At 47.8% G+C, this 19562-nt stretch carries 25 protein-coding genes and 3 pseudogenes; 19 read left to right on the plus strand and 9 right to left on the minus strand.

Annotation, left to right across the window (positions count from 1 at the left end):
- Positions 1-562 precede the first annotated feature (562 nt).
- Positions 563-1066 (plus strand): hypothetical protein, encoded by a 504-nt coding sequence (locus ACRTGH_RS03780; RefSeq protein ID WP_368846797.1) that lies wholly within the window; start codon positions 563-565, stop codon positions 1064-1066.
- On the opposite strand, the gene ACRTGH_RS03785 is transcribed toward ACRTGH_RS03780, so the two are convergent.
- The gene (locus ACRTGH_RS03785; RefSeq protein WP_368846796.1) at positions 1005-1406 is read right to left on the minus strand and encodes a hypothetical protein; all 402 of its coding nucleotides are present in this window, start codon (positions 1404-1406) and stop codon (positions 1005-1007) included. The genes ACRTGH_RS03780 and ACRTGH_RS03785 overlap by 62 nt on opposite strands.
- On the opposite strand from ACRTGH_RS03785, the gene ACRTGH_RS03790 reads away from it, so the two are divergent.
- From ACRTGH_RS03790 to ACRTGH_RS03805, 4 genes are all read left to right on the plus strand, one after another.
- Positions 1394-1822 carry a hypothetical protein gene (locus ACRTGH_RS03790; RefSeq protein ID WP_368846795.1) on the plus strand — a complete coding sequence of 143 codons (429 nt, stop codon included), beginning with the start codon at positions 1394-1396 and terminating at the stop codon, positions 1820-1822. The genes ACRTGH_RS03785 and ACRTGH_RS03790 overlap by 13 nt on opposite strands.
- 3 nt (positions 1823-1825) lie before the next feature.
- Complete coding sequence (locus ACRTGH_RS03795; RefSeq protein WP_368846794.1) at positions 1826-2221, plus strand: hypothetical protein; 396 nt, start codon at positions 1826-1828, stop codon at positions 2219-2221.
- A gap of 225 nt (positions 2222-2446) precedes the next feature.
- The gene (locus tag ACRTGH_RS03800; protein WP_368846793.1) at positions 2447-2911 is read left to right on the plus strand and encodes a hypothetical protein; all 465 of its coding nucleotides are present in this window, start codon (positions 2447-2449) and stop codon (positions 2909-2911) included.
- Positions 2912-3058: 147 nt separating this feature from the next.
- Positions 3059-4180 carry a hypothetical protein gene (locus tag ACRTGH_RS03805; protein ID WP_368846792.1) on the plus strand — a complete coding sequence of 374 codons (1122 nt, stop codon included), beginning with the start codon at positions 3059-3061 and terminating at the stop codon, positions 4178-4180.
- Here ACRTGH_RS03805 and ACRTGH_RS03810 read toward each other — a convergent pair.
- Positions 4158-4406, minus strand: coding sequence for a hypothetical protein (locus ACRTGH_RS03810; protein ID WP_368846791.1), 249 nt, complete (start codon positions 4404-4406; stop codon positions 4158-4160). The two genes, ACRTGH_RS03805 and ACRTGH_RS03810, sit on opposite strands and share 23 nt — an antisense overlap.
- A 101-nt stretch (positions 4407-4507) precedes the next feature.
- On the opposite strand from ACRTGH_RS03810, the gene ACRTGH_RS03815 reads away from it, so the two are divergent.
- The 8 genes from ACRTGH_RS03815 (at position 4508) to ACRTGH_RS03850 (ending at position 11494) form a co-directional block, all read left to right on the plus strand.
- The gene (locus tag ACRTGH_RS03815; RefSeq protein WP_368846790.1) at positions 4508-5437 is read left to right on the plus strand and encodes a hypothetical protein; all 930 of its coding nucleotides are present in this window, start codon (positions 4508-4510) and stop codon (positions 5435-5437) included.
- A 12-nt stretch (positions 5438-5449) separates the two neighbouring features.
- The gene (locus tag ACRTGH_RS03820) at positions 5450-5797 is read left to right on the plus strand and encodes a hypothetical protein (protein WP_368846789.1); all 348 of its coding nucleotides are present in this window, start codon (positions 5450-5452) and stop codon (positions 5795-5797) included.
- Positions 5798-5904: 107 nt separating this feature from the next.
- Positions 5905-6249 carry a hypothetical protein gene (locus ACRTGH_RS03825; protein WP_368846788.1) on the plus strand — a complete coding sequence of 115 codons (345 nt, stop codon included), beginning with the start codon at positions 5905-5907 and terminating at the stop codon, positions 6247-6249.
- A 71-nt stretch (positions 6250-6320) separates the two neighbouring features.
- Positions 6321-8654: a hypothetical protein gene (locus ACRTGH_RS03830; protein ID WP_368846787.1), complete on the plus strand. Its 2334-nt coding sequence runs from the start codon at positions 6321-6323 to the stop codon at positions 8652-8654.
- Positions 8655-9209: a hypothetical protein gene (locus ACRTGH_RS03835; RefSeq protein WP_368846786.1), complete on the plus strand. Its 555-nt coding sequence runs from the start codon at positions 8655-8657 to the stop codon at positions 9207-9209. It abuts the gene before it with no gap.
- Positions 9210-9273: 64 nt separating this feature from the next.
- Positions 9274-9963, plus strand: a complete 690-nt coding sequence (locus tag ACRTGH_RS03840; protein ID WP_368846785.1) for a flavodoxin — start codon at positions 9274-9276, stop codon at positions 9961-9963.
- Positions 9964-10049: 86 nt separating this feature from the next.
- Positions 10050-10637 (plus strand): flavin reductase family protein, encoded by a 588-nt coding sequence (locus ACRTGH_RS03845; protein ID WP_368846784.1) that lies wholly within the window; start codon positions 10050-10052, stop codon positions 10635-10637.
- Positions 10637-11494: an aldo/keto reductase gene (locus ACRTGH_RS03850; protein ID WP_368846783.1), complete on the plus strand. Its 858-nt coding sequence runs from the start codon at positions 10637-10639 to the stop codon at positions 11492-11494. The genes ACRTGH_RS03845 and ACRTGH_RS03850 overlap by 1 nt, the downstream gene beginning before the upstream one ends.
- A gap of 89 nt (positions 11495-11583) precedes the next feature.
- On the opposite strand, the gene ACRTGH_RS03855 is transcribed toward ACRTGH_RS03850, so the two are convergent.
- A complete protein-coding gene (locus tag ACRTGH_RS03855; protein WP_368846782.1) occupies positions 11584-11718 on the minus strand; it encodes a hypothetical protein in 135 nt (44 codons plus the stop codon).
- A 49-nt stretch (positions 11719-11767) separates the two neighbouring features.
- Between ACRTGH_RS03855 and ACRTGH_RS03860 the strand changes: the two genes are divergently transcribed.
- A complete protein-coding gene (locus ACRTGH_RS03860) occupies positions 11768-11944 on the plus strand; it encodes a hypothetical protein (protein ID WP_438474674.1) in 177 nt (58 codons plus the stop codon).
- Positions 11945-12019: 75 nt separating this feature from the next.
- Here the strand turns inward: ACRTGH_RS03860 and ACRTGH_RS03865 are convergent, their stop codons facing one another.
- The 6 genes and pseudogenes from ACRTGH_RS03865 to ACRTGH_RS03890 all read right to left on the minus strand — a co-directional run bounded on the left by ACRTGH_RS03865 (position 12020) and on the right by ACRTGH_RS03890 (position 13938).
- The gene (locus tag ACRTGH_RS03865) at positions 12020-12388 is read right to left on the minus strand and encodes a TIGR02328 family protein (protein WP_368846781.1); all 369 of its coding nucleotides are present in this window, start codon (positions 12386-12388) and stop codon (positions 12020-12022) included.
- A gap of 187 nt (positions 12389-12575) precedes the next feature.
- A pseudogene (locus ACRTGH_RS03870) lies at positions 12576-12932 on the minus strand (transposase); the annotation flags it as partial.
- Positions 12932-13072, minus strand: a pseudogene (locus tag ACRTGH_RS03875) (IS30 family transposase); the annotation flags it as partial. The pseudogenes ACRTGH_RS03875 and ACRTGH_RS03870, both read right to left, overlap by 1 nt.
- Complete coding sequence (locus ACRTGH_RS03880; protein WP_368846779.1) at positions 13005-13343, minus strand: helix-turn-helix domain-containing protein; 339 nt, start codon at positions 13341-13343, stop codon at positions 13005-13007. The pseudogene ACRTGH_RS03875 and the gene ACRTGH_RS03880, both read right to left, overlap by 68 nt.
- A 297-nt stretch (positions 13344-13640) precedes the next feature.
- Positions 13641-13712: pseudogene (locus ACRTGH_RS03885) on the minus strand (recombinase); the annotation flags it as partial.
- A gap of 67 nt (positions 13713-13779) precedes the next feature.
- The gene (locus ACRTGH_RS03890; protein WP_438474677.1) at positions 13780-13938 is read right to left on the minus strand and encodes a hypothetical protein; all 159 of its coding nucleotides are present in this window, start codon (positions 13936-13938) and stop codon (positions 13780-13782) included.
- 50 nt (positions 13939-13988) lie between these two features.
- Between ACRTGH_RS03890 and ACRTGH_RS03895 the strand changes: the two genes are divergently transcribed.
- From ACRTGH_RS03895 to ACRTGH_RS03915, 5 genes are all read left to right on the plus strand, one after another.
- Positions 13989-15734, plus strand: coding sequence for an ABC transporter ATP-binding protein (locus tag ACRTGH_RS03895; protein WP_368846777.1), 1746 nt, complete (start codon positions 13989-13991; stop codon positions 15732-15734).
- Positions 15727-17487, plus strand: a complete 1761-nt coding sequence (locus tag ACRTGH_RS03900) for an ABC transporter ATP-binding protein (RefSeq protein WP_368846776.1) — start codon at positions 15727-15729, stop codon at positions 17485-17487. The genes ACRTGH_RS03895 and ACRTGH_RS03900 overlap by 8 nt, the downstream gene beginning before the upstream one ends.
- A 383-nt stretch (positions 17488-17870) precedes the next feature.
- Positions 17871-18452, plus strand: coding sequence for a nitroreductase family protein (locus tag ACRTGH_RS03905; RefSeq protein ID WP_368846775.1), 582 nt, complete (start codon positions 17871-17873; stop codon positions 18450-18452).
- Positions 18453-18637: 185 nt separating this feature from the next.
- Positions 18638-18955, plus strand: coding sequence for a TIGR04076 family protein (locus ACRTGH_RS03910; protein WP_368846774.1), 318 nt, complete (start codon positions 18638-18640; stop codon positions 18953-18955).
- 173 nt (positions 18956-19128) lie between these two features.
- Positions 19129-19512, plus strand: coding sequence for a VOC family protein (locus ACRTGH_RS03915; protein ID WP_368846773.1), 384 nt, complete (start codon positions 19129-19131; stop codon positions 19510-19512).
- The last annotated feature ends 50 nt before the right edge of the window (positions 19513-19562 follow it).

Raw genomic sequence — 19562 nt, forward strand, 5'->3', positions numbered from 1 at the left:
AAACCTACAAGAAGATGGTTGGAGGGTAGATGATAGCGAACTTCATGGAAAAATCCCATCCTTGTCGGCTCAGAAAGGAATATACAAGATCGTCATAGGTGCTCTTTTTAAAAATGCTCAATATAATTGGAAAGCAACAATCTGCTATGACGATATATTCGAGAAGCTAAGTTGGTAGTTTGTTCGCAGGGAGCAACGGCATCCAGCGTAGGTACAGTCGCCACTCCGACAGTTGCTGCTGCAGAAGCGACTATCGCGTTACATGGTGGAACAACTTTTCCCCTATTTCATATAAGGTTATCCCCAGCCTTTCCATGCCTGCCAAGGGCAATGCAAATAGCACGACGAAGTCTGCCGTTGCCGCAGGAACCATCGACATCCGCGAGAATCCCGTGAAAAAACTGGACAAGTGAACGTATACAAGCGGGGCGAATACGACGGCGTCCAGGCGATTGACGGTTTTGATAATAGGGAAATACTGATGGAGATATTCTTGGACAAGACTATTTTCATATCGTACAAACCACTAGTATTTCCCTATAAATACTGTGGGGGAAAATTTATGTTAAGTATACGCATTTCAAAATATAATCCTCAAAGAAGAGACGAAAATGGAAGATATGGAGAAACTACATGGACTTCTTTTTCAGATATTGGAAATTTTTTTGGGGAGCATTTGTTTACATATGAAGAATATATTCAATATGAAAATAAATATATTTATGTATTGACCTCGTTATATAAATTATCTCCGAATAATTATTTTATTATAAAAAACCTAGAACTTTATCACAAGGATACAGATTGCGAATTTATAGAAGGTATGAAGATATACAATACTAGTGTATTCGACTCATTAATACGAAATGTCTTAAGAGAGCATCTTTGGTGTAAGCTGTATAATGATTATCTTGAGATTCATTTTGGATATGATTATTATGTATATGTTATTTTCAAACAGGATATGAATCGGAAAGACATTAAAGATTTCTGTCAAGCAATTTTTATTCAGGGACTTTTTGTAGAAGAAATGCTATCGCCTTATAGCAAAATAAAAGATTCTTAGGAAGAGATAACATACAATATAAAACATCTTCGATAAACAGAAGATCGAAGAACAGCAGGAACTTGCCGCCTTCGGTGAAGAAGCCTTCCGCCTTGCCCATAACCTCCCCGACGACGGCAGCGGCCGGAAAATCGCCGTCCATGCCATCATCGGCGGCATCATGAGCCGGATTACAGGTGCCGGCTTTGCTTCTAGAGTCATTGGCGCAGGCGTAAACGAGGCCATTATCGGCGAGATCAAGAAGATCAAGGATCCTGGCACTGCACAGATCGTCAGCGCGATTGTAGGAGCTGCAGCAGCCAAATATGAAGGGAGTAAAGATGATTTTTGAAAAGAACATTTTATTCTTATATTTGTTTGTATGGTAGTTTGTGTCTGTTTATCGCGTGTGCGATTGCATTGACCGCTTCCGCTATATTGTCGGTTTACGAAGAAGATTCTGTTAAGAAAGATGGTTGGAATGAATATATTTCCCTTTATCAAGCGCTCCCTTTACCTGAAGCATCACAAATTATTGAATTCAAGATCTTTGATAAAGCAAGTATACCGTTCGATATCACCATAAAATATACAAGTGCAAAAAGCTATGAGGATGAACTGAAACAGTATTTACCGGTGCTCGAAGAATATCAAATGATAGAAATCATGCAAAAAGAGGCTCAATATGAATGCACGGATAAGAAAAGAATTATACACTTTTCATTGGACAGGCAAGATACAAAATATGTTCTCAGGCTTTCAAACGGAAGTTGGTAAAAAATGAATAGACCTGTTATAAAATATTCAATCTGTGTTGCAGGGATGGGATTCTTGCTCTTTTGGCTATGGGGCTATTTCTATCATCCGCTGCACTATGGTGAGCATACGGATCAGGATGAGGCCACACTGGCTTATGCTCTGCACGATTTAACTGAAATTCAACAGTGTGATATTATCAACATACAGAAGTCCACTTATCTGGGAGGCGGACGCGCTCTTGCCATCGAGGTGCAAGGAGACTTTAAAGATGCTTTATCTGCCGATAAAATGGCGGAGAATGGCTGGAGAAATATAAAAACAACCGCAAACTCTCTATCTGCCGAAAAAAAGAATTATTGCATAGAAATACAACAAAAGAAAACCCGATATATGCTGATAATCACTGCAAGAAAATAGCGGCGGCATCATGAGCCAGATTACAAGCGCGGGGTTTGCTTCTGGTGTAATTGCATAAGAGTCAACGAGGCCATTCCTGTCACAGTTAGTGGTACAGTTGGTACGATATTAGATTCCAATGGGATAATGTTTGGTAGCCAAGATATGGTGGACAAACTGTCTGGAGTAAGCATAGGTTTTGGTATTGGCGGAGGGATAAGCATATCTCTAAGGGAGGAATAACGCATGGACAAACAGATGGTGGAAGTACTAAACAATATTCACTTTGCAGAGAGATATCAAGCTCTACGCACACAATATTCTTTTGATCTAAAAGAGAGCTTTGCAACCTATGATAATTCGTATGTTTTGGCGATGCTTCGAGAGATAGGTTATGCATCTGTAAAATATTGGAGAAAAGAGAACTTTTTCCAAGCAAGAAAAAAGGGCAACATATATGAATTTAGATATCATATACGTATAAAGTATGGTATTGCTGAATTGATGTGGTATGTTATGAAAAATAATAAATATTATGAAGGGGATACTTTTCCAAATTTAGAATACGAACTGTTGAATCTGGAAAATAGAAACCACCTGCCAAATTTCCGCAACTATGAAGACCTCCGAGGAATTCTCACAATAGCATTTCAGATGTGTGAAGACATGACAGCTGAGTTTTTGAAAGTATATGGTGACTCCATCGGATAACACTCCCCCCCTTTATACTCCTCTTTGGCAACTAAGAGAGAATCTATTTAACCCAACAGCCATCCATACCATTCTTTCAGACGACATTTATTTCTTTCAAGGGAAAAGGCTTCTTGCAAATTGGGCCTATGGAAGGGTGCCAGACGAATGAACACCATTTGGATAAAGCATGAGAAATTATGCAAAATACTTATTGCCTTGACCTTTATATGCCTGTTTATTGGAATAGGAAGAGTGTTATTTCCATATTACGCGCAACAAACAAAATTCTCCGGCAGTATCGTTGGTTGGTATTGGAATACCGAGCGAATTCCACGTTTTATCATCAAGGATCCCAATCATTTAGAACGCGAAACAATTTTCGACGTTTCAGATATAGTGCCAGAAGGTTTCTTTCTGTCCTTTGTCGCGCTCACAAAGGAAGGCCTGTATTTTCGTCTGATAGGAACAAGAGAAGAAACATATTCACGAATTCCTCAAATCATGTGCTTGACTGAAAAAGATTTACGACAAGTTCCTGTTATATGGCCAGACACGACAGACGATCTGATTTCTAGCAGACTATATGTATATCCTGATAAATTTTATCTCCTCTTCGCCTCAAAGGATCGTAGCCTTCCGTATAAAGTGTATTCTATCCCTAAAGAAGGCGGAGAAGCTAAAGAAATCTATGATGATCTAAGCATGCGATCCTTTGGGGATGATATCAGTCAAAAGGATGGCGCCCCCCTGCAATACAAGGATGGCCTCATCTGCATCCGACAGAATGATTCTGTCTTGGTATTCGTAAACGATGAAGGCGAAGAGCCTCTATTTCCTTTGCCGGTCGGAACAGCGAAACTTCTGAAGGGCTGGTATGAAGAAGGCAAAAGCATCTTGCTTTGGAGCCGTGACCCGAATTACGCTGTTGTTGTCAATTTGCAGGGAGAAGTATTGTTTGAGCTGTATCGATCGTGGTTCTTGAGTTCAAGCTGTTGGGATGTGCATGGAAATGCGACCAACGGAATCTTGTTCACGGAAGCATCCTTAGTGGATTTTGGATATTTTCCTGGATTCTACGCGCTGGATTTTTTCCGTAAAGAGCGGGTTCGGCATTTTGACTCTGGCATCTACGATACACGCACAGGCAATATGATTCCGCTTTATTGGAAAAACCAGATTTCTCCCACGGGTTGGTCTAAGGTAGATTATGATCCAGATTTCTTTGAACGACTGCTTGCGTCGGCAAAAAGAAATCGTGCTGTCCCTAGCATAGTCGACAAGCAATAAGATTGAAGAACAGCAGGAACTCGCCGCCGTCTTCGGTGAAGAAGCCTTCCGCCTCGCACATAACCTGCCCGATGACGGCAGCGGCCGAAAAATCGCCATCCACGCCATCATCGGCGGCATCATGAGCCAGATCACGGGTGCTGGCTTTGCTTCTGGTGCGATTGGTGCAGGCGTAAACGAGGCGATCATCGGCGAGATCAAGAAGATCAATGTCCCGGCACCGCACAGATTGTCAGCGCGATTGTAGGTGCTGCAGCAGCCAAAGCTGTCGGCGGCAATGCAGGAGCAGGAGCAAGTGCGGCGGCGAGCGGGACGAAAAATAACTTATTGACAAAGGCGCAATTCCTGGAGAAAGAACGTCGGCTGCGAGCCGCTACAACGGAAGCTGAAAAGGAGGCAATCGAGCAGGAATACCGCAAGATTGATGAGGAAAAAGATCGGCAAGATGACGAAGAGGAAGAGCGCCTAACAAAAGAAGGAATCCTCTCGCCCGATGAAATTGCCGATATTATCAACAAGAAGAATACCGATTATGTCACCTTCGACGGACTGCAACAAATTCGTTTAGGCAGGATTTTAGTTACACCTTCGGATATAGCTCAACCTCTTCTCGATGGAAGTGCGGGTTTTGTCGTTGCTGTAGATAACAATCTGTCTGGTGGCATCGGACAGAGCCTCTATCAAGGTTGGACGGGGCACCGTATCGACAATCGAAATACCACCACCTATCATCTCTTCAAAATCATTGGAGATAGTGTAACTGGCGGCATTGGCTCATGGGGAATCGGTACGGGAATATCAATGGGGGCCGGTGGACTTATAGCCGCCCCGGAAACAGGCGGACTATCACTTTCTATATCCGCTGAAGGCGCTGCCCTTGCAGGATATGACCTCGTAGTAACAAAAAATTCGCTGGACAATATGCAAAAGGATACGAGGCAATTTATCGAATCCTTGGATAATAGCGCAAAAACGGATTTGAAAGGTGGTGACAAAACCCCATCTGGTGTCGAGCTTTCATATCATGCAGCTAAACAAGCGAATGACAGGAATTTCACTCTCAAGAATATTGATGACATTATCTTGAACAATAAGAAAACCCGCAAAAAGGAATTTCATCCAAACGGTGAAATCCGCTGGCGTTACCAAGACAAACGAGGGAATACCGTCATTACTAATGAATACGGCACAAGGGTTATTACGGTATGTTCCCATCCGGCAAGTGTAAACAATGAAAAATATATACCAAAGAATTAGGAGTGACGCAGTATGAACAAACATATGATTTTTGATAATCCACCGATTTCTTACGATGTCGTGGACGGTGTGGATTTGGAGCTACGAGACCTATTCTTTTGCCACCCTATGATAAAAAATCATACGTGGTGCATTGAGGATAAGATTTACAAAATAACGATTGAGCTGAAAGAGGGCGATAAGTCAAAATGCGACTTGGCGCGGGAACTCTTTTTGTATCTGATTTCTACGATAGGATATAGAAGTGGAGGCAGATATTCTATCGTGGAAAAGGAAAGTGGGCTCTTTTGCGAATTTGTGACATATGGAGAAGAATGTGAGGATTACACAGGATTCTATTTTCAAGTAACTTTCACATGATTTTACAAAAAACATACTGAGATGTCCTATTTAAATATCTAAATAAAAAACTGTACGGTAAAATCCGTTCAAACGAACTATTTCTAAAGATCGGAGCGATGATTCTTATGTCTGACCTTAAACTTTTAGATGAAATAACTGTCTCTTATGATGTGGCGAGCGATGTAGCAGAAAAACTAGAGACATTTCTCTCTGCAAGTAATGAAATTAGTCAGTATCATTTTATAATCGAAGAAAAAATATATAAAATAGTTATCGAAATGAATGTTACTACGTTCCATTGGGCATATGCAGGAGATATTCTTTCTGAACTCATTTCTCTCATGTCTTACAAAGCTGGGGGAAGATACTTTCTCATTAAGCGACAAGAGGATTTTTATGGTGAATTCTTGACATATGATGAGGAGCATAAAGGTTTATATTTCCAATTAACCTTTAAATTTCCCAACTAAGCCATTTTTCAATCACTGCAGCAACCTACGAGGAGAAGAACACATCGACAGGCTTCAACCTCTCCTGGAGCATGAACCAGATGCTCGACCCGGCCGGCTCCGACAAAATCCTCCGCTCCTTCTCCAAGCCCACGTTCGGTGCATCGGTCAGCAAGGGGAGCCTGGAATCCTACTACCGCAGCGCACATGAGCAGACAGGCCTCTTCGCAGGGAAAGACGGTTTCGACATCTACGTCGAGAAAAACACCGACCTCAAGGGCGCGGTCATTGCAAGCGAAGCGGATGCGGGAAAGAACCGCCTCAGCACAGGGACGTTCTCTTTCAGCGGTTTGGAGAACGGTGCGGACTACAGCGCGAAAGACTATGGCATTTCCGTGCAAACGCAGCGGAAAAAACATCTGACGGGAAAAGTAAATTCGGAAACGGGTGAACTTGAAGCAACCGAAGTTCAGGAGCTGAATATCCACCCTTCCGTTTCCATTCCTCTTCGCGGACATGCAAGCAGCACAACAAAATCCGCCGTTGCTGCAGGAACCATTGACATCCGTGAGAATCCTGGACAAGATATTTCCGCCCTTAACCGAGACATGCAAAATACGCTCAATGAGCTGGACAGAATCTTTCATAAGAGCGACATCAAAGAAAAACAGGAATGGATCGGTGTCCTTTCCAGCGAAGGCTATCGGATGATTGGCGACTATAGCCTTTGGCGTTATAAGGAGGCCATCAAGGAAGCCGCAAAACACGAGAAAGGCTCAGAAGCGTACAAGAAAGCCATGAAAGAGGCTGGCCGCTGGCAAGACGGCGGAGCCTACAAGACCATGCTCCACGCCTCCTTCGGAGGGCTTCTTTCATCATTTTCCGGAGCGAGTTTTGCTGCCGGAGCCATAACCGGAACCGTAAACGAGCTCATGCTCAAAGAGCTGCAGAACATCAAAAGTCCCGAACTCAAGCAGGCATTCAGCTTGATCGCAGGCGCAGCCATCGGCAAAATGGCGGGCGATTCGCCATGGACAGGAGCCGCAATCGCAGAGCAGGCAACACAAAACAATTTCCTGATCCATGAATATCAGGTCAAGATGGCATACGCCTTAAAAGAAGCATTGGATAGCGGCGATCATCAGCGCATATTGAATGTCGTGGCATATTTCGCGGCATTAAGCTCGTACTCTATGAAGCATCCCACAAGAGCGGAGCAATTTGATTGGGATTTATTGAGAGGCCCGATCGAGCCTCTTCTGCTTGAGCAACTGATGCGAATCGACAATCCCAATGATTCGATTCATGCCAGCGATATGATCAATGATGTGCTGAACCGAATTGTCACAACCACATACGGATGGGAAGCGACACTTCTTACAAACCGATATCTTTCTCGACTGGAAAATGGATTTTATCAGTATGATGGATTTACCATACCGGATGAGGCTTTTCGCCATTTAGAGAGGGAACAACCCGGGCCTCTGCAGAAGATCTATTTGCAAGAAATGGCCAAGCTGGCTGCAACCGAGCCGAAGAAATATGTGCAGCACGTCTATCAGAACGGAGGATATTGGAACGACAGCGGCATTTTAGTAGACAACGGAGAGGAACGCCCCTATTTCCTCCAGCGAGGAGACTACGAATATCAATACAACAATGCGGAGATTATAGGGTATGCTGCTGACGGAACACCGATGATTGAGGCGGCTGCGGGGACAGACATGAATGGTGATCCGGTGATGAAATCCTATCCGGTTTGGGGCCTTCCGAAACGTGCATATTATGAAACCGTAATGGGATCGCAAGCGTCTAATACTGAAACTGAACCCGCAATGACGGGAACACAGGCGATATCAAATCCCTCTCAGCCCCCGATCGCTAACGCTGTGCCTCCTACGAAAAATCTCCCCAATAGTATTGACATAATTGTTTGGAAACCGTCAAAAGGCAATAGTCCCCATATTGCCCTCCGTGAAAATTACGACGGCAAACGGAAGAACAATCAGGAACTGCATTTCGGCAACTATGGGAGCGAAAAAGCTCTGCCTATAGGTATTGGATCTGGTCGTGTTTTATCTGTCACATCAGATGAACCCATCCAAACAGCTTTAAAGAATGGAAAAGCGTATAAATATGACACTATTACAGATACAGAAAAAATAGCGAATATTATCGAACGCAAAGATGATTTTCTAGAGCGGTATACAAAAGAGGATCAAAGTAGTTTACGCTCCGCAGTAATCGAAGAACATGGAGGAGAATATATTCATGTGTATCGCCCTGACGACGGCTATATCAATTATTACCTTTTAGGAAAAAACTGCCTTTCTTTTGTAAAAGATATCATTGGTGATAATAGTGAAGCTTTGAATCATTTTAGTGATATCTCGTTTTTTGACATAAAACTATGGAAGGATAAATAAATGGAGCAACAAAAAAATGTGTTGTGGATAGCACATCGAACTTCCATCATTATCTATATGGCGCTGGCATATTATATTTTTTGTGATGTTTTTGGAGGTCTAGCCCTTTTAGCATGGTGGGTAGGAACCATATTGCCTTTTCCATCAATAAATTTTTCATATTCTTTAGTAGGATTAACAATGATTGCTTCTGCTATTCTAACAACTCTGCCGCTTATACCTATGACACAAAATGTACAAAAAAAGCAGCTATGGCTTTGTACGGCTCTCACTTATACTTTCATATGTTATATCTACGCTGTGGTATTTACAGAAGATTTATGGACAGCACTTATAAGTGAGCGGGCAGGTGTTTTATTATATCTATTAGGTCAGTTAGAACTCCTATTTCTCTTACGAAAAGCATGGCAAAAAATACGAATTTTTATACTATTAGCTGATATTATATTTCTTATAGGATTTGTAACCTTTTGCGGCGGAGGGATGACGTTTAACGTAAATCACGTAACAGTTTCCATTTTGGTTAAGTTTTTGAAAATCATAACCGGTCTATAAAGACAGCTTTATCAAACGAATGCAGCTGCCAGTCAGCACGATTTCTAAAAGAAAAGGGTGTTTTATGTCAACGAACAAAACATCTGTGATCCTCCTCGCATCCCTCCTCGCACCCCTCCTCTCCCTCTCTGCCGGCACGGCTGTCGCCGCCCCTGCACAGCAGGAGCAGCTTGACCAGTCGCGGGCGCAGGAGGAGGCACGGCAGGAGCGGCTCGGCGAGGAGCGTGTGGAGACGATTGCCGCCCCTCCTCCTTCTACGGATCTTCCTGCAGATGAAAGCGTCCGATTCCACATCTCTCAGATCACGATTGAGAACCGGACGGAGCGGTTTCACTTCCTCGAACGCATCGCTCGTCCCTACAAGGATAAGGAGCTGTCTCTCAGCGACATCAACAAGCTCATCCATACGATGAATCCGTCTCTCATGGCTCGTGGGTTTTCCACGAGCCGTGTTGTTGTGCCGGAACAGAATCTCTCATCCGGAGAGCTCGTCTTCCTCGGTTATCCCATCTGGTGGAGCGACATGCCGATGCCTGTCTACACCTTCCTCGATCGGGAGAATTTCGCGGGCAAGATCATCCTGCCGTTCTGCACACATGAAGGGAGCGGACTCTCCGGCACGGATCGCACGATCGCCGATACGACGAAGACAGAGGTAAAAGACGGCTTTGCTCTCGCAGGACACATCGCACAGAACTCGCCCGATGATGCACGATCAGCGCTCTACGAGTGGATGGAAAAGCAGGGCTATTAACTGCTTGATTTGCTCGTCGAGATATCGTAAGGTAATACTAAAGGAAACAAAGAAAAATCATACGACTTTTGCAAAGGGGAATTTCAATGAAGAAGAATCTTGCAGATAAGCCCGCACTCTTTCCCATGCCGGTGCTGATGGTCGCAACATACGATGAGAATGATACGGTGAATGTGATGAACGCAGCGTGGGGCATGATCAGCGATATGGACAAGATCACGCTCTTCCTCGACGAGGGACACAAGACGACGGCGAACATCCGAGCCATACGCGCCTTCACGGTGAGCCTTGCCGATCAGGCACATATGGCAGAGGCGGATTTCTTCGGGATCGCGACAGGAAACAAGATGCCGGATAAATTCGCGCGGACGGGACTGCATGCGACGAAGAGCGCACATGTGAATGCGCCCATCATCGAGGAATTCCCTGTGGTGATGGAGTGTGCGCTCTTGGAAATCATCGAGACGGAGCATACCTTTGCCATCGTCGGGCAAATCATGAACGCACAGGCAGAGGAGAGTGTGCTGGACGCGAAGGGAAACGTGGAGCCGGCAAAACTGAACGCGCTCATGTTCAACCAGTTCCAGAAGGCCTACTACAGCATAGGTGTGCAGATCGGCAAGGCGTGGAATGCAGGCGCGTATCTGATGAAAAAAAGTGAAAGGAGTCTCTGATGGCAGTAGAAAATGTAAAACTCAGCAATGGCGTAGAGATGCCGCTCGAAGGGTTCGGTGTGTTCCAAATTCCCGATCTTGCGGAATGTGAACGCGTGACACGCACGGCAATCCAGAGCGGTTATCACCTGATCGATACGGCGGCCGTGTACATGAACGAAGAGGCAGTCGGTGCAGCAATAGCAGCGTCGGGCGTAGCTCGTGAGAAACTTTTCGTCACAACAAAGCTTTGGGTACAGGATATGTCCTACGATAGAGCAGACGCAGCGTTCGAGACTTCACTGAAGAAACTCGGGCTGGACTACATCGACCTCTATCTTCTCCATCAACCGATGGGCGATGTGTTCGCTGCATGGCGGCGTATCGAGGAGCTTTACCGTGCGGGACGGATACGCGCTATCGGCGTGTCGAACTTCTACCCCGCTCCGCTTGCAGATTTCTGCGAGACAGTGGAGATAAAGCCGATGGTGAATCAGGTGGAGCTGCACCCATTCTTTCAGCAGGAGACGGCACTTGCGAACATGAAGCACTACGGTGTCCATGCACAAGCGTGGGGGCCGCTCGCCGAGGGAAAGCACGGCATCTTCAGCCATCCCGTGCTGACAGCGATCGGGGAGAAGTATGGAAAAACAGCGGCGCAAGTGGCACTGCGCTGGAACACCCAACGCGGCGTTTCCATCCTGCCGAAGTCCGTACACACAGAGCGCATCGAGGAGAATCTTGCCATCTGGGATTTCACCCTTACGGATACGGATATGACGGAGATTGGAAAACTCGACCTCGGTCATAGTGAGATCGTCGATCACAGCTCCCCCGCATTCGTACGATTCCTGCACGAGCGTAAGATTCACGACTGAAATATGTAGAAAAGGTTGCTGCTCAAGGAAATACTTCTTTGAGCAGCAACTTTTTCTGTGATGCTATGATTTTCCTGCACCTTCGATCTTTATCCTTCAACAGCCCCCTCAATCCCGTCCTTCTCGCCCGCCTCTACGACCATGCCAGGAAGGAGTTCTCCTATGGCTTCCGCATGCTCACGCTCTGCTGGTCGGATGGCAATACGCTCCTGCCCGTCAGCCATACGCTGCTCTTACCGAGAATGCGATCTGGGGGAGCTGTTCTACCTATCTGTGGATGAGTTGCCGGATGTGTGCTTCGTGGAAGCCATGCGCCTCCTTTTGCTGCTGTTTGTTGAACGGCTCCAAGAGAAGCCTATGCTGGATGAAGGGGAGATACAGGGACAGCTGCAAGGCTTCTTGAAAGAGTTGCCTGCCCTATTGTCGCAAAAACTACGAAAATGTGCATAGAAGGCGTGTTTTCTTTGGTATAAGGCCTTGGTTTTCAAGGTCTGTGGAATATTTTTGATGTGCGAAGTTTGAGTTCTATACTTTTAAATGTATACCTTTATCTCTTAAATTTTCTATGCAATCAGCCAGATATTCAATATTATGCTCTTTGTAAATTGGACTGCCTATAATTTCCTCTTTAAGATTATCGTACTTTTCTGCTGTCCTTCCTCTGTAATTTTTATCTTTCCATTCCGCAGAAACATGATATCCTCTTTTTTCCATCTCCTCCATAACCAACATATGGTAAATAAAAAGATGATACGGGGAATATGTAAACACATAGTCCACAGTTTTATGTTTCTTTTTCCATCCATTGCCCCTCAGAGCACAACATTCCCTATGTTGTCCAAGAAGCTGATTTTTGGGCAATAAGTGGATAAGTTTTTCATGCCATAGTCTCATATTGTTCTCCTGTTAACAAAGTTGATTTTTCTAAGGAAACGCTGATAAACCACGGATAATAAGGCGCGCGTTCTGCCCGCATGAAACATCCTCTTCACGATCAGAAACGGATGCTCCACTTTGCTGCGAACCGAGGCTTTCGCATGTTCGATCTGCCGTTCCCAATTCGTTCCTTTGTATTCTTTCGTCATGCGGTTCTGTGAGGGTCTTTTGGCAATCCGATAATCCACGTCTGAAAGATCGGGTTCTCCCGTATTTCCGTGCGCTTTTCCACACCGAGATGGCCGGAGTCTCCATAGCCCGTGCGGTCATCTTTGCGGATCAGTTCATGGATCTTTGCAATGTCGTGCACGTTGGCAGATGTTGCCGTAATTGTATGGACATAGCCGGTGCCGGCGTCCGCACCGGAATGGATCTTCATGCCGAAGTACCACTGATTCCCCTTCTTCGTGGAGTGCATCTCAGGATCGCGGGACTTTGTCGCATTCTTGGTCGAACTCGGCACATGGATGATCGTTGCATCCACAATCGTACCGCCGTGCATATGGATTTGCGTGTTTGCCGTTCTACCAAGGTCAAGATGACAGGTTTGCTTCTTTGTCGCCCCACCACCAGATCAATCTCCCAATGCCCAAATTCTTTCCTTTGGTTCACTTGTTCCGGGCGCTCTTCTATGCTTTTGCCTGCCCGGTTGTTCCAAGCAACTTTTCGCACTTTGCGCACGGCTTGTTTCGCCGCTTTCTTTTTCTGCAGCAGGTCTTTGTTGCTGATTCCTCAGTTGCTCTGTTAAACCCAATGCCCGCTCACGCTCAATGGTTCGCTTGGAGTACCCCATACGCTCGGCAATCTCCTGCGTTCTCATTCCTGCATTGAAATAAGCCTCCAGATGATACCGATCTTTTTCCGTAAGTTGTTTCCATTTGCGCTTTGACGTGGTAGAATGAATCTGTTCCATTTTGGTTCCCTTCTTTCAGTTGCTTTTGGTGTTCAACTAAAGTTTAACTGAACAGTTTCCAAAATGGAACTTTTTGCGTCAATTTATTTTACAACTTCCCACAGGTATGTGTAAGATTTTCTCGTGGGAAAAATGCCCCCTTGATGCGTCTACCTTCGCGGCATAGTCATTTTTTGTCTTTACGCAAAGCATTTGGACTATTATCTAAGTGCACTGCCATCCGTGCACTTATCGTAATCCTCTCATGTCGTACACCTTCTGTTTTTCCACATAGAATACACGAATCTCATTTTCCTATTTCAGATACTCCGTCCGATTCTGTACCACCCGTACATTCTGACGAATCAGCGTTTCAAGGCGCTCTGCTAAACCTATAGTGTATTCGATGTTAGTCGTTTACCCTTTGAATGTTTTCAAAAAATTTCTCTCCAAATCCCTACACGCTCACTTCTGTCCCATCCCGAAACATCACCGTCATGCCCTTACCCACAGTCACGCACTCTACCATACTCGCCCAAATCTGGCTGTCGAACTCCTCCACAGTCTGGGTCTGATCTTTGAGCGTCTTGAAATCACCGCTTGCCACACACTTCAATTCATTTTATAATTGATAATAAATTTCACTATTTAGGGGGAGGATTTCCTATGGAAAACACAAGCCCTATGCGGCAGCTATGGCGGCTTGCCGCTGCGGAGCATGGGCGGCTGTACATGGCGATTGCACTTGCGGCTTTCGGCGTACTCGCGGGAATCGCCCCGTACTGGGCAGCGGCGGAGATGATTACCGCGCTCCTCTCTGACGCACTGGAGCCGCGCTTCTATCTCGTCCTATGCCTTGTCGCTTTCGCCGGCTGCGCCCTGCGCAGCATCTTATACGCGCAGGCTCTTGCCCTGTCCCATCGAGCGGCATTCGCCGTACTGCGCGACGTCCGCACACGCGTCCTCGAGAAGCTGCCAAAGCTCCCGCTCGGTGCCGTAATCGAGCACGCAAGCGGAGCGATGAAGCATACGATCGTCGATCAGGTCGAGAGCATGGAGCGCACGATTGCACACCTGTGGCCGGAAATGACAGCAAATACGTTTGGACCGCTGTGCATCTTTATCTACCTGCTCATCCTCGACTGGCGCATGGCGCTGCTCTCTCTCGTCTCGATTCCCGTCGGCATGATCTTTATGGCGATCATCATGCGCGACTACGAGGAAAAATATGCCGGCGCGGTGCGGACAACGGACGAGATGAACGCCGCCGTCGTCGAGTACATCGACGGCATCGAGGTCATCAAGGCATTCAACCAAGGTGCAGCCTCCTATGAAAAGTTCTCGGAAAAGGTGCGTGCAAACGCTTCCTATTACTATCACTGGATGCTGCACTGCCAGCTTCCGATGTCTGCCGGCAAGGTTCTAGCCCCGACAACGCTCATTACGATTCTGCCTGTCGGCTGGCTTTGGTATCAAGACGGCACGCTTCCGATGGATGTTTTTATCCAGACGATCATCCTCTCCCTCGGGATCGCAGGTCCGCTGCTCGCCTCCATGAGCTTCATTGACGCACTGGCAAAGGTCGGGACGACCGTCGCCGCCGTCGATGGCTTTCTCTCTGCCGAGGAGCAGCATCATGCAGCGGAACCGGCCGCGATTAAGACGACGGACATCTCGGTGGAACATGTCTCCTTCGCCTATGATGGAACAAACAACGTCCTGAACCATATCCGTCTCACCATTCCAAGCGGCACGCTGAACGCATTTGTCGGCGCAAGCGGCAGCGGGAAATCGACGCTCGCACGTCTGATCGCCGGCTACTGGGATGTGCAGGACGGCACAATCCGCATCGGCGGACACGATCTGAAGGACATCCCGCTCACACAACTCTATGATCTGGTCTCCTTTGTCGCGCAGGATACTTATCTCTTTGACGACACGATCCGAGAAAACATCCGCCTCGGCAAAACATCGGCGACCGATGCGGAAGTCGAGCGCGCGGCAGAGGTTTCGGGCTGTGCGGCGTTCATTCAGAAGCTCGAGCGAGGCTACGACACCCTCGTCGGCAGCGGCGGCAGCCATCTCTCAGGCGGCGAGCGGCAGCGCATCGCGATTGCACGCGCCATGCTGAAGGACGCCCCCATCGTCATCCTCGATGAGGCGACAGCATACATCGACCCCGAAAACGAGGCGATCATCCAACGCGCCATCGCACAGCTAATCGAGGGGAAGACGGTCATCATCATCGCACACCGTCTCTCCACCATCACCGATGCGGACAAGATCTTCCTCATCGCGCATGGCACAGTCGCGGCAGAGGGAACGCACATGCAGCTCCTTGACGGCAGTGCGGAATACCGCAGCATGTGGCAGGCACACATCAGCGCAAAGGACGGTGCAGCAAATGATTGACGCACTCCGAAAAATCTGGACGTTCGCAGGCAGCGAACGGAAAAATCTCAACCGCTCGGTTCTGCTCGGCATTCTCTACGCCATGTTCCACGCGCTGCAAATCGCGGCGCTCTACGTCGTGCTGAAGGGGCTGATCGAAGGCGCGGGCGGCATGGAGACGGCGATACAGGCGCTCGCAATCCTCGCCGTCAGCATCCTCGGACGTTCCGTTGTCGAATATATCTCACAGCTGCAGCGCGTCCATGCGGGCTACTTCATGGCGGCAAACAAGCGCATTGCCATCGCCGACCGTCTCAAACGCGTCCCGATGGGCTATTTTAACGAGAGCAGCCTCGGACGGATCACGGGCATCGCAACAACGGTTCTGGGCGATGTGGAGGAAACTGCCTCCATGGTTCTCGTCAACACGCTGACCGGCTTGCTGAATACCCTCATCCTCATCCCGATGGTCTTTGTCTTCGATGGGCGCATCGGCGCAGTCTTCATTGTCGGTATCGCCCTCTATCTGTGGGTCACAGCAACCATGGAGAAAAAATCCCGTATGCTCGCACCGAAGCGGCAGGCGGCACAGGCATCGCTTGTCGAGGCTGTACTTGAGCAGCTGCACGGAATGCACGTCATCAAGGCGTTCAACCTCACGGGCCGGGGCGACGGGCATGTGCGCGATGCGCTTGCCGAAAGCGAGCGAGCCAACCTTTCGATGGAGCGTCTCTTTACCCCATATGTGGCTGCACAGGGACTCACCCTGCGCTTTTTCAGCATCCTGATCATCGCCACCGCACTCTACGCACATCTCACGGAAACAATGAACCTTTTGGACACGATTATGTGCATCGTCTTCTCCTTCATCGCCTATCAGCAGCTCGAATCCGCGGGGAGTGCGCTCTCCCTGCTCCGCGTCGTATGTGCCTCCATCGACGAGGCAAACGAAACAGACGCCGTCCCGCAGCTCGATGCAGAAGGACGGGACATCGCTCCTGCACATCACAGCATCACATTCGACCGTGTGTCCTTTTCCTACGGCGAGAAGCGCATCCTAAGCGACATCTCCGCCGACATCCCGGAACGCAGTCTGACGGCGATTGTCGGGCCGAGCGGTTCCGGCAAGACGACGCTGTGCCATCTCATTGCGCGGTTCTGGGATGTCGATGCCGGCACAATCTCCATCGGCGGGCACGATGTCAAGGAATATACGCTCGAGTCCTTGATGGCACAGATCAGCATCGTCTTTCAGCGCGTCTACCTCTTCCACGACACCATCGAAAACAACATCCGCTTCGGGCGGACACAGGCGACCCGAGCAGAGGTCCTGGCAGCAGCAAAAAAGGCAGCGTGCCATGATTTCATCATGCAGCTGCCGAACGGGTATGAAACAATGGTCGGCGAGGGCGGCGCAAACCTTTCGGGCGGCGAAAAGCAGCGCATCTCCATCGCCCGTGCCATTCTCAAAGACGCGCCCATCATCATCTTTGACGAGGCGACGGCGAACGTCGATCCGGAGAACGAGGATCGGCTGCAGCAGGCAATCGAGGCACTGACGCAGGACAAGACCGTCATCATGATCGCCCACCGCCTGAACACGGTTCGAAATGCCACGCAGATTCTCGTCGTGGCAGACGGCAGGATCGTTCAGCGCGGAACGCACGAAGAGCTGATCGCCGAGGCCGGCATTTACGCAGACTTCATCGCAGCGCGCAGGACAGCCGTCGGGTGGAAACTGTCATCTCCGGCAGCCCAACCCAACGTTGGATAATGGCTAAAACATCCTCTCCCTCCTACTGGACAGCACCTCGAAATACGGACAGCGAATAAAAGTCCCTTCTATTGTAGAATAAAAACTCCGGCCCGTTCCCTAGAGAACGGACAGTAAAAAACTCCCTCCTGTTGCAAAAAACTGCCGCAGGAGGGATTCGTCGTATCCGGGAAGCATACAAATATACAACGGCATTGTGACAAGCCTCTGCAACGGCAGCTGTGTCATGTGACATTTTTCAGAAGAAATCTCTCATCAGGCAGCCATGCAGCGTATAAGCGTATTCTTTACAAAAGATATTCTATAAGCTATGATTGAATCATCCGTAAAGCACAAGCCAGCAGAAAAATAAACGCGGCTGTTTCTACAGGAAGGTGCAAAGCATGAAGATGGACTTGCATAAACTATACACCGGCTGCCGCTCCTATCGGCGCTTTAGGCAAGACCCTATCCCGCAGGAAGTTTTACAAGAAATTGCAGACACTGCACGCATCCGCTCATGCGCCTTGAATGCTCAAGTGCTGCGATACCTGGTGATCCGTTCTCCTGCTGTCGTAAAGAAACTATCGTCCTGCTTTCGTTGGGCTGCGAAACTCCCCAGGGAAATTGGTACTCCAACAGAAACGCAGCAGCCCACAGCCTATATCGTTGTGTTAAAACCGGAAAAAACCCATCCTTTCGCTGATATTGATGTAGGCATTGCCCTTGACACTATGGCTATCACGGCTTGGTCGCATGGCATCGGAAGTTGTATTCTGGGATCGATAAACAGGAAAAGTTTGAGCGAAGCCGTAAAAATTCCCACAGGTTTTGATGTATGTATGGTCTTGGCTCTTGGTTATCCCGATCACAAGAGCACCCTTGTGGAAGCAGGGACGGAGGATAGCCTCAACTACTATGTAGACGAAAACCGCGATTACTATGTGCCCAAAAAATCCGCAGCCGACACAATCACCTATCTCTAAGAGATACAAGAAAAAGAGAGATTCCAAATGCCAAAAAGGACATGTGTACAGCGCGGCGCCCGGCTGACGGTATCGCTGGAAACGAAGCAAAGCAAATATGCCGCTCAGCATGACGGCTGAACATATGTCCTGAAAGGTTACTAACAAAAATTAAAATATAGTTCGGATGTCAGGAGGCGGCTGGCGTGAAGAAAGTGCGGATCACTGTGATGCGAAAGGCATCGTACCCGGATTTGATGGCAAAATACGAGAACCCCATCGAACACGCCTGCGATCTTGAGGAAGGAGCGGTATTCATCGCCAATGGATGGCAAAAGCCGGACAGCCTATGCGAGAGTGCATGGCAGTCTATGTCGCCCTTCGTCATGGCGCTTGCTCACGGAGCGGAGAATTTTTACGAGGGCTGGATGAAAAACCCTCGCTCTGCGATGATTTCCTGCAACGATGGCTTTCGCCCGGTTAGCTTTCTTTTGGAAAGAATGGACGAGGAAGCGTCCCCATGAACCAGAAACTTTTATGTGGTGTTTTTGTTTGACTTTCCCTGCAGCAGGACGCACAGTGAATCAATCCAGAAGTATCGCGAGCCACGAAAAGGCAATTGCTCAGACTGTACAAACAACCGAAGATATGCCGCAGACAAAAAGCGAATGCGGAGCATGAAATGGAGGACTGAACGATGAAGATTGAGCACATTGCCATGTACGTGAATGATTTGGAGGCGACCAAGGAATTCTTCACAAAATATCTGAACGGCAATGCCAACGATGGCTACCACAATAAAAATACGGATTTCCGCTCTTACTTCATATCTTTTGATGAGGGGGCAAGGCTGGAGATTATGAAGAAGCCCGGTATGACCGATGACAAGAAGGCTCTCGCCAGAACAGGTTTAATCCATATCGCTTTCAGCGTCGGCAGCAAAGAAGCGGTCGATTCCCTTACCGCTCGTCTGGAAGCCGACGGCTACGAGGTCATCAGCGGACCGCGTACCACGGGAGATGGATATTACGAAAGCTGCATCATCGGTATGGAAGGGAATCAAATTGAGATAACGGTATAAGACAACAAGCGAGAACCTCTGCCGGTTCTCGCTTGTTGTCTGTTTTTGAG

Origin of the sequence: Selenomonas oralis, assembly GCF_051603425.1 — a bacterium.
Taxonomy (GTDB): Bacteria; Bacillota; Negativicutes; order Selenomonadales; family Selenomonadaceae; genus Selenomonas; species Selenomonas sputigena_A.

Coding starts and splice junctions, on each gene's coding strand:
- ACRTGH_RS03850 (WP_368846783.1), top strand. CDS start 10,637: ATGGCAGTAGAAAATGTAAAACTCAGCAATGGCGTAGAGATGCCGCTC.
- ACRTGH_RS03880 (WP_368846779.1), bottom strand. CDS start 13,343: ATGGAACAGATTCATTCTACCACGTCAAAGCGCAAATGGAAACAACTT.
- ACRTGH_RS03905 (WP_368846775.1), top strand. CDS start 17,871: ATGAAGATGGACTTGCATAAACTATACACCGGCTGCCGCTCCTATCGG.
- ACRTGH_RS03865 (WP_368846781.1), bottom strand. CDS start 12,388: ATGAGACTATGGCATGAAAAACTTATCCACTTATTGCCCAAAAATCAG.
- ACRTGH_RS03800 (WP_368846793.1), top strand. CDS start 2,447: ATGGACAAACAGATGGTGGAAGTACTAAACAATATTCACTTTGCAGAG.
- ACRTGH_RS03845 (WP_368846784.1), top strand. CDS start 10,050: ATGAAGAAGAATCTTGCAGATAAGCCCGCACTCTTTCCCATGCCGGTG.
- ACRTGH_RS03830 (WP_368846787.1), top strand. CDS start 6,321: ATGAACCAGATGCTCGACCCGGCCGGCTCCGACAAAATCCTCCGCTCC.
- ACRTGH_RS03795 (WP_368846794.1), top strand. CDS start 1,826: ATGAATAGACCTGTTATAAAATATTCAATCTGTGTTGCAGGGATGGGA.
- ACRTGH_RS03785 (WP_368846796.1), bottom strand. CDS start 1,406: ATGTTCTTTTCAAAAATCATCTTTACTCCCTTCATATTTGGCTGCTGC.
- ACRTGH_RS03820 (WP_368846789.1), top strand. CDS start 5,450: ATGAACAAACATATGATTTTTGATAATCCACCGATTTCTTACGATGTC.
- ACRTGH_RS03900 (WP_368846776.1), top strand. CDS start 15,727: ATGATTGACGCACTCCGAAAAATCTGGACGTTCGCAGGCAGCGAACGG.
- ACRTGH_RS03780 (WP_368846797.1), top strand. CDS start 563: ATGTTAAGTATACGCATTTCAAAATATAATCCTCAAAGAAGAGACGAA.
- ACRTGH_RS03805 (WP_368846792.1), top strand. CDS start 3,059: ATGAACACCATTTGGATAAAGCATGAGAAATTATGCAAAATACTTATT.
- ACRTGH_RS03835 (WP_368846786.1), top strand. CDS start 8,655: ATGGAGCAACAAAAAAATGTGTTGTGGATAGCACATCGAACTTCCATC.
- ACRTGH_RS03825 (WP_368846788.1), top strand. CDS start 5,905: ATGTCTGACCTTAAACTTTTAGATGAAATAACTGTCTCTTATGATGTG.
- ACRTGH_RS03915 (WP_368846773.1), top strand. CDS start 19,129: ATGAAGATTGAGCACATTGCCATGTACGTGAATGATTTGGAGGCGACC.
- ACRTGH_RS03855 (WP_368846782.1), bottom strand. CDS start 11,718: ATGGCTGACGGGCAGGAGCGTATTGCCATCCGACCAGCAGAGCGTGAG.
- ACRTGH_RS03840 (WP_368846785.1), top strand. CDS start 9,274: ATGTCAACGAACAAAACATCTGTGATCCTCCTCGCATCCCTCCTCGCA.
- ACRTGH_RS03895 (WP_368846777.1), top strand. CDS start 13,989: ATGGAAAACACAAGCCCTATGCGGCAGCTATGGCGGCTTGCCGCTGCG.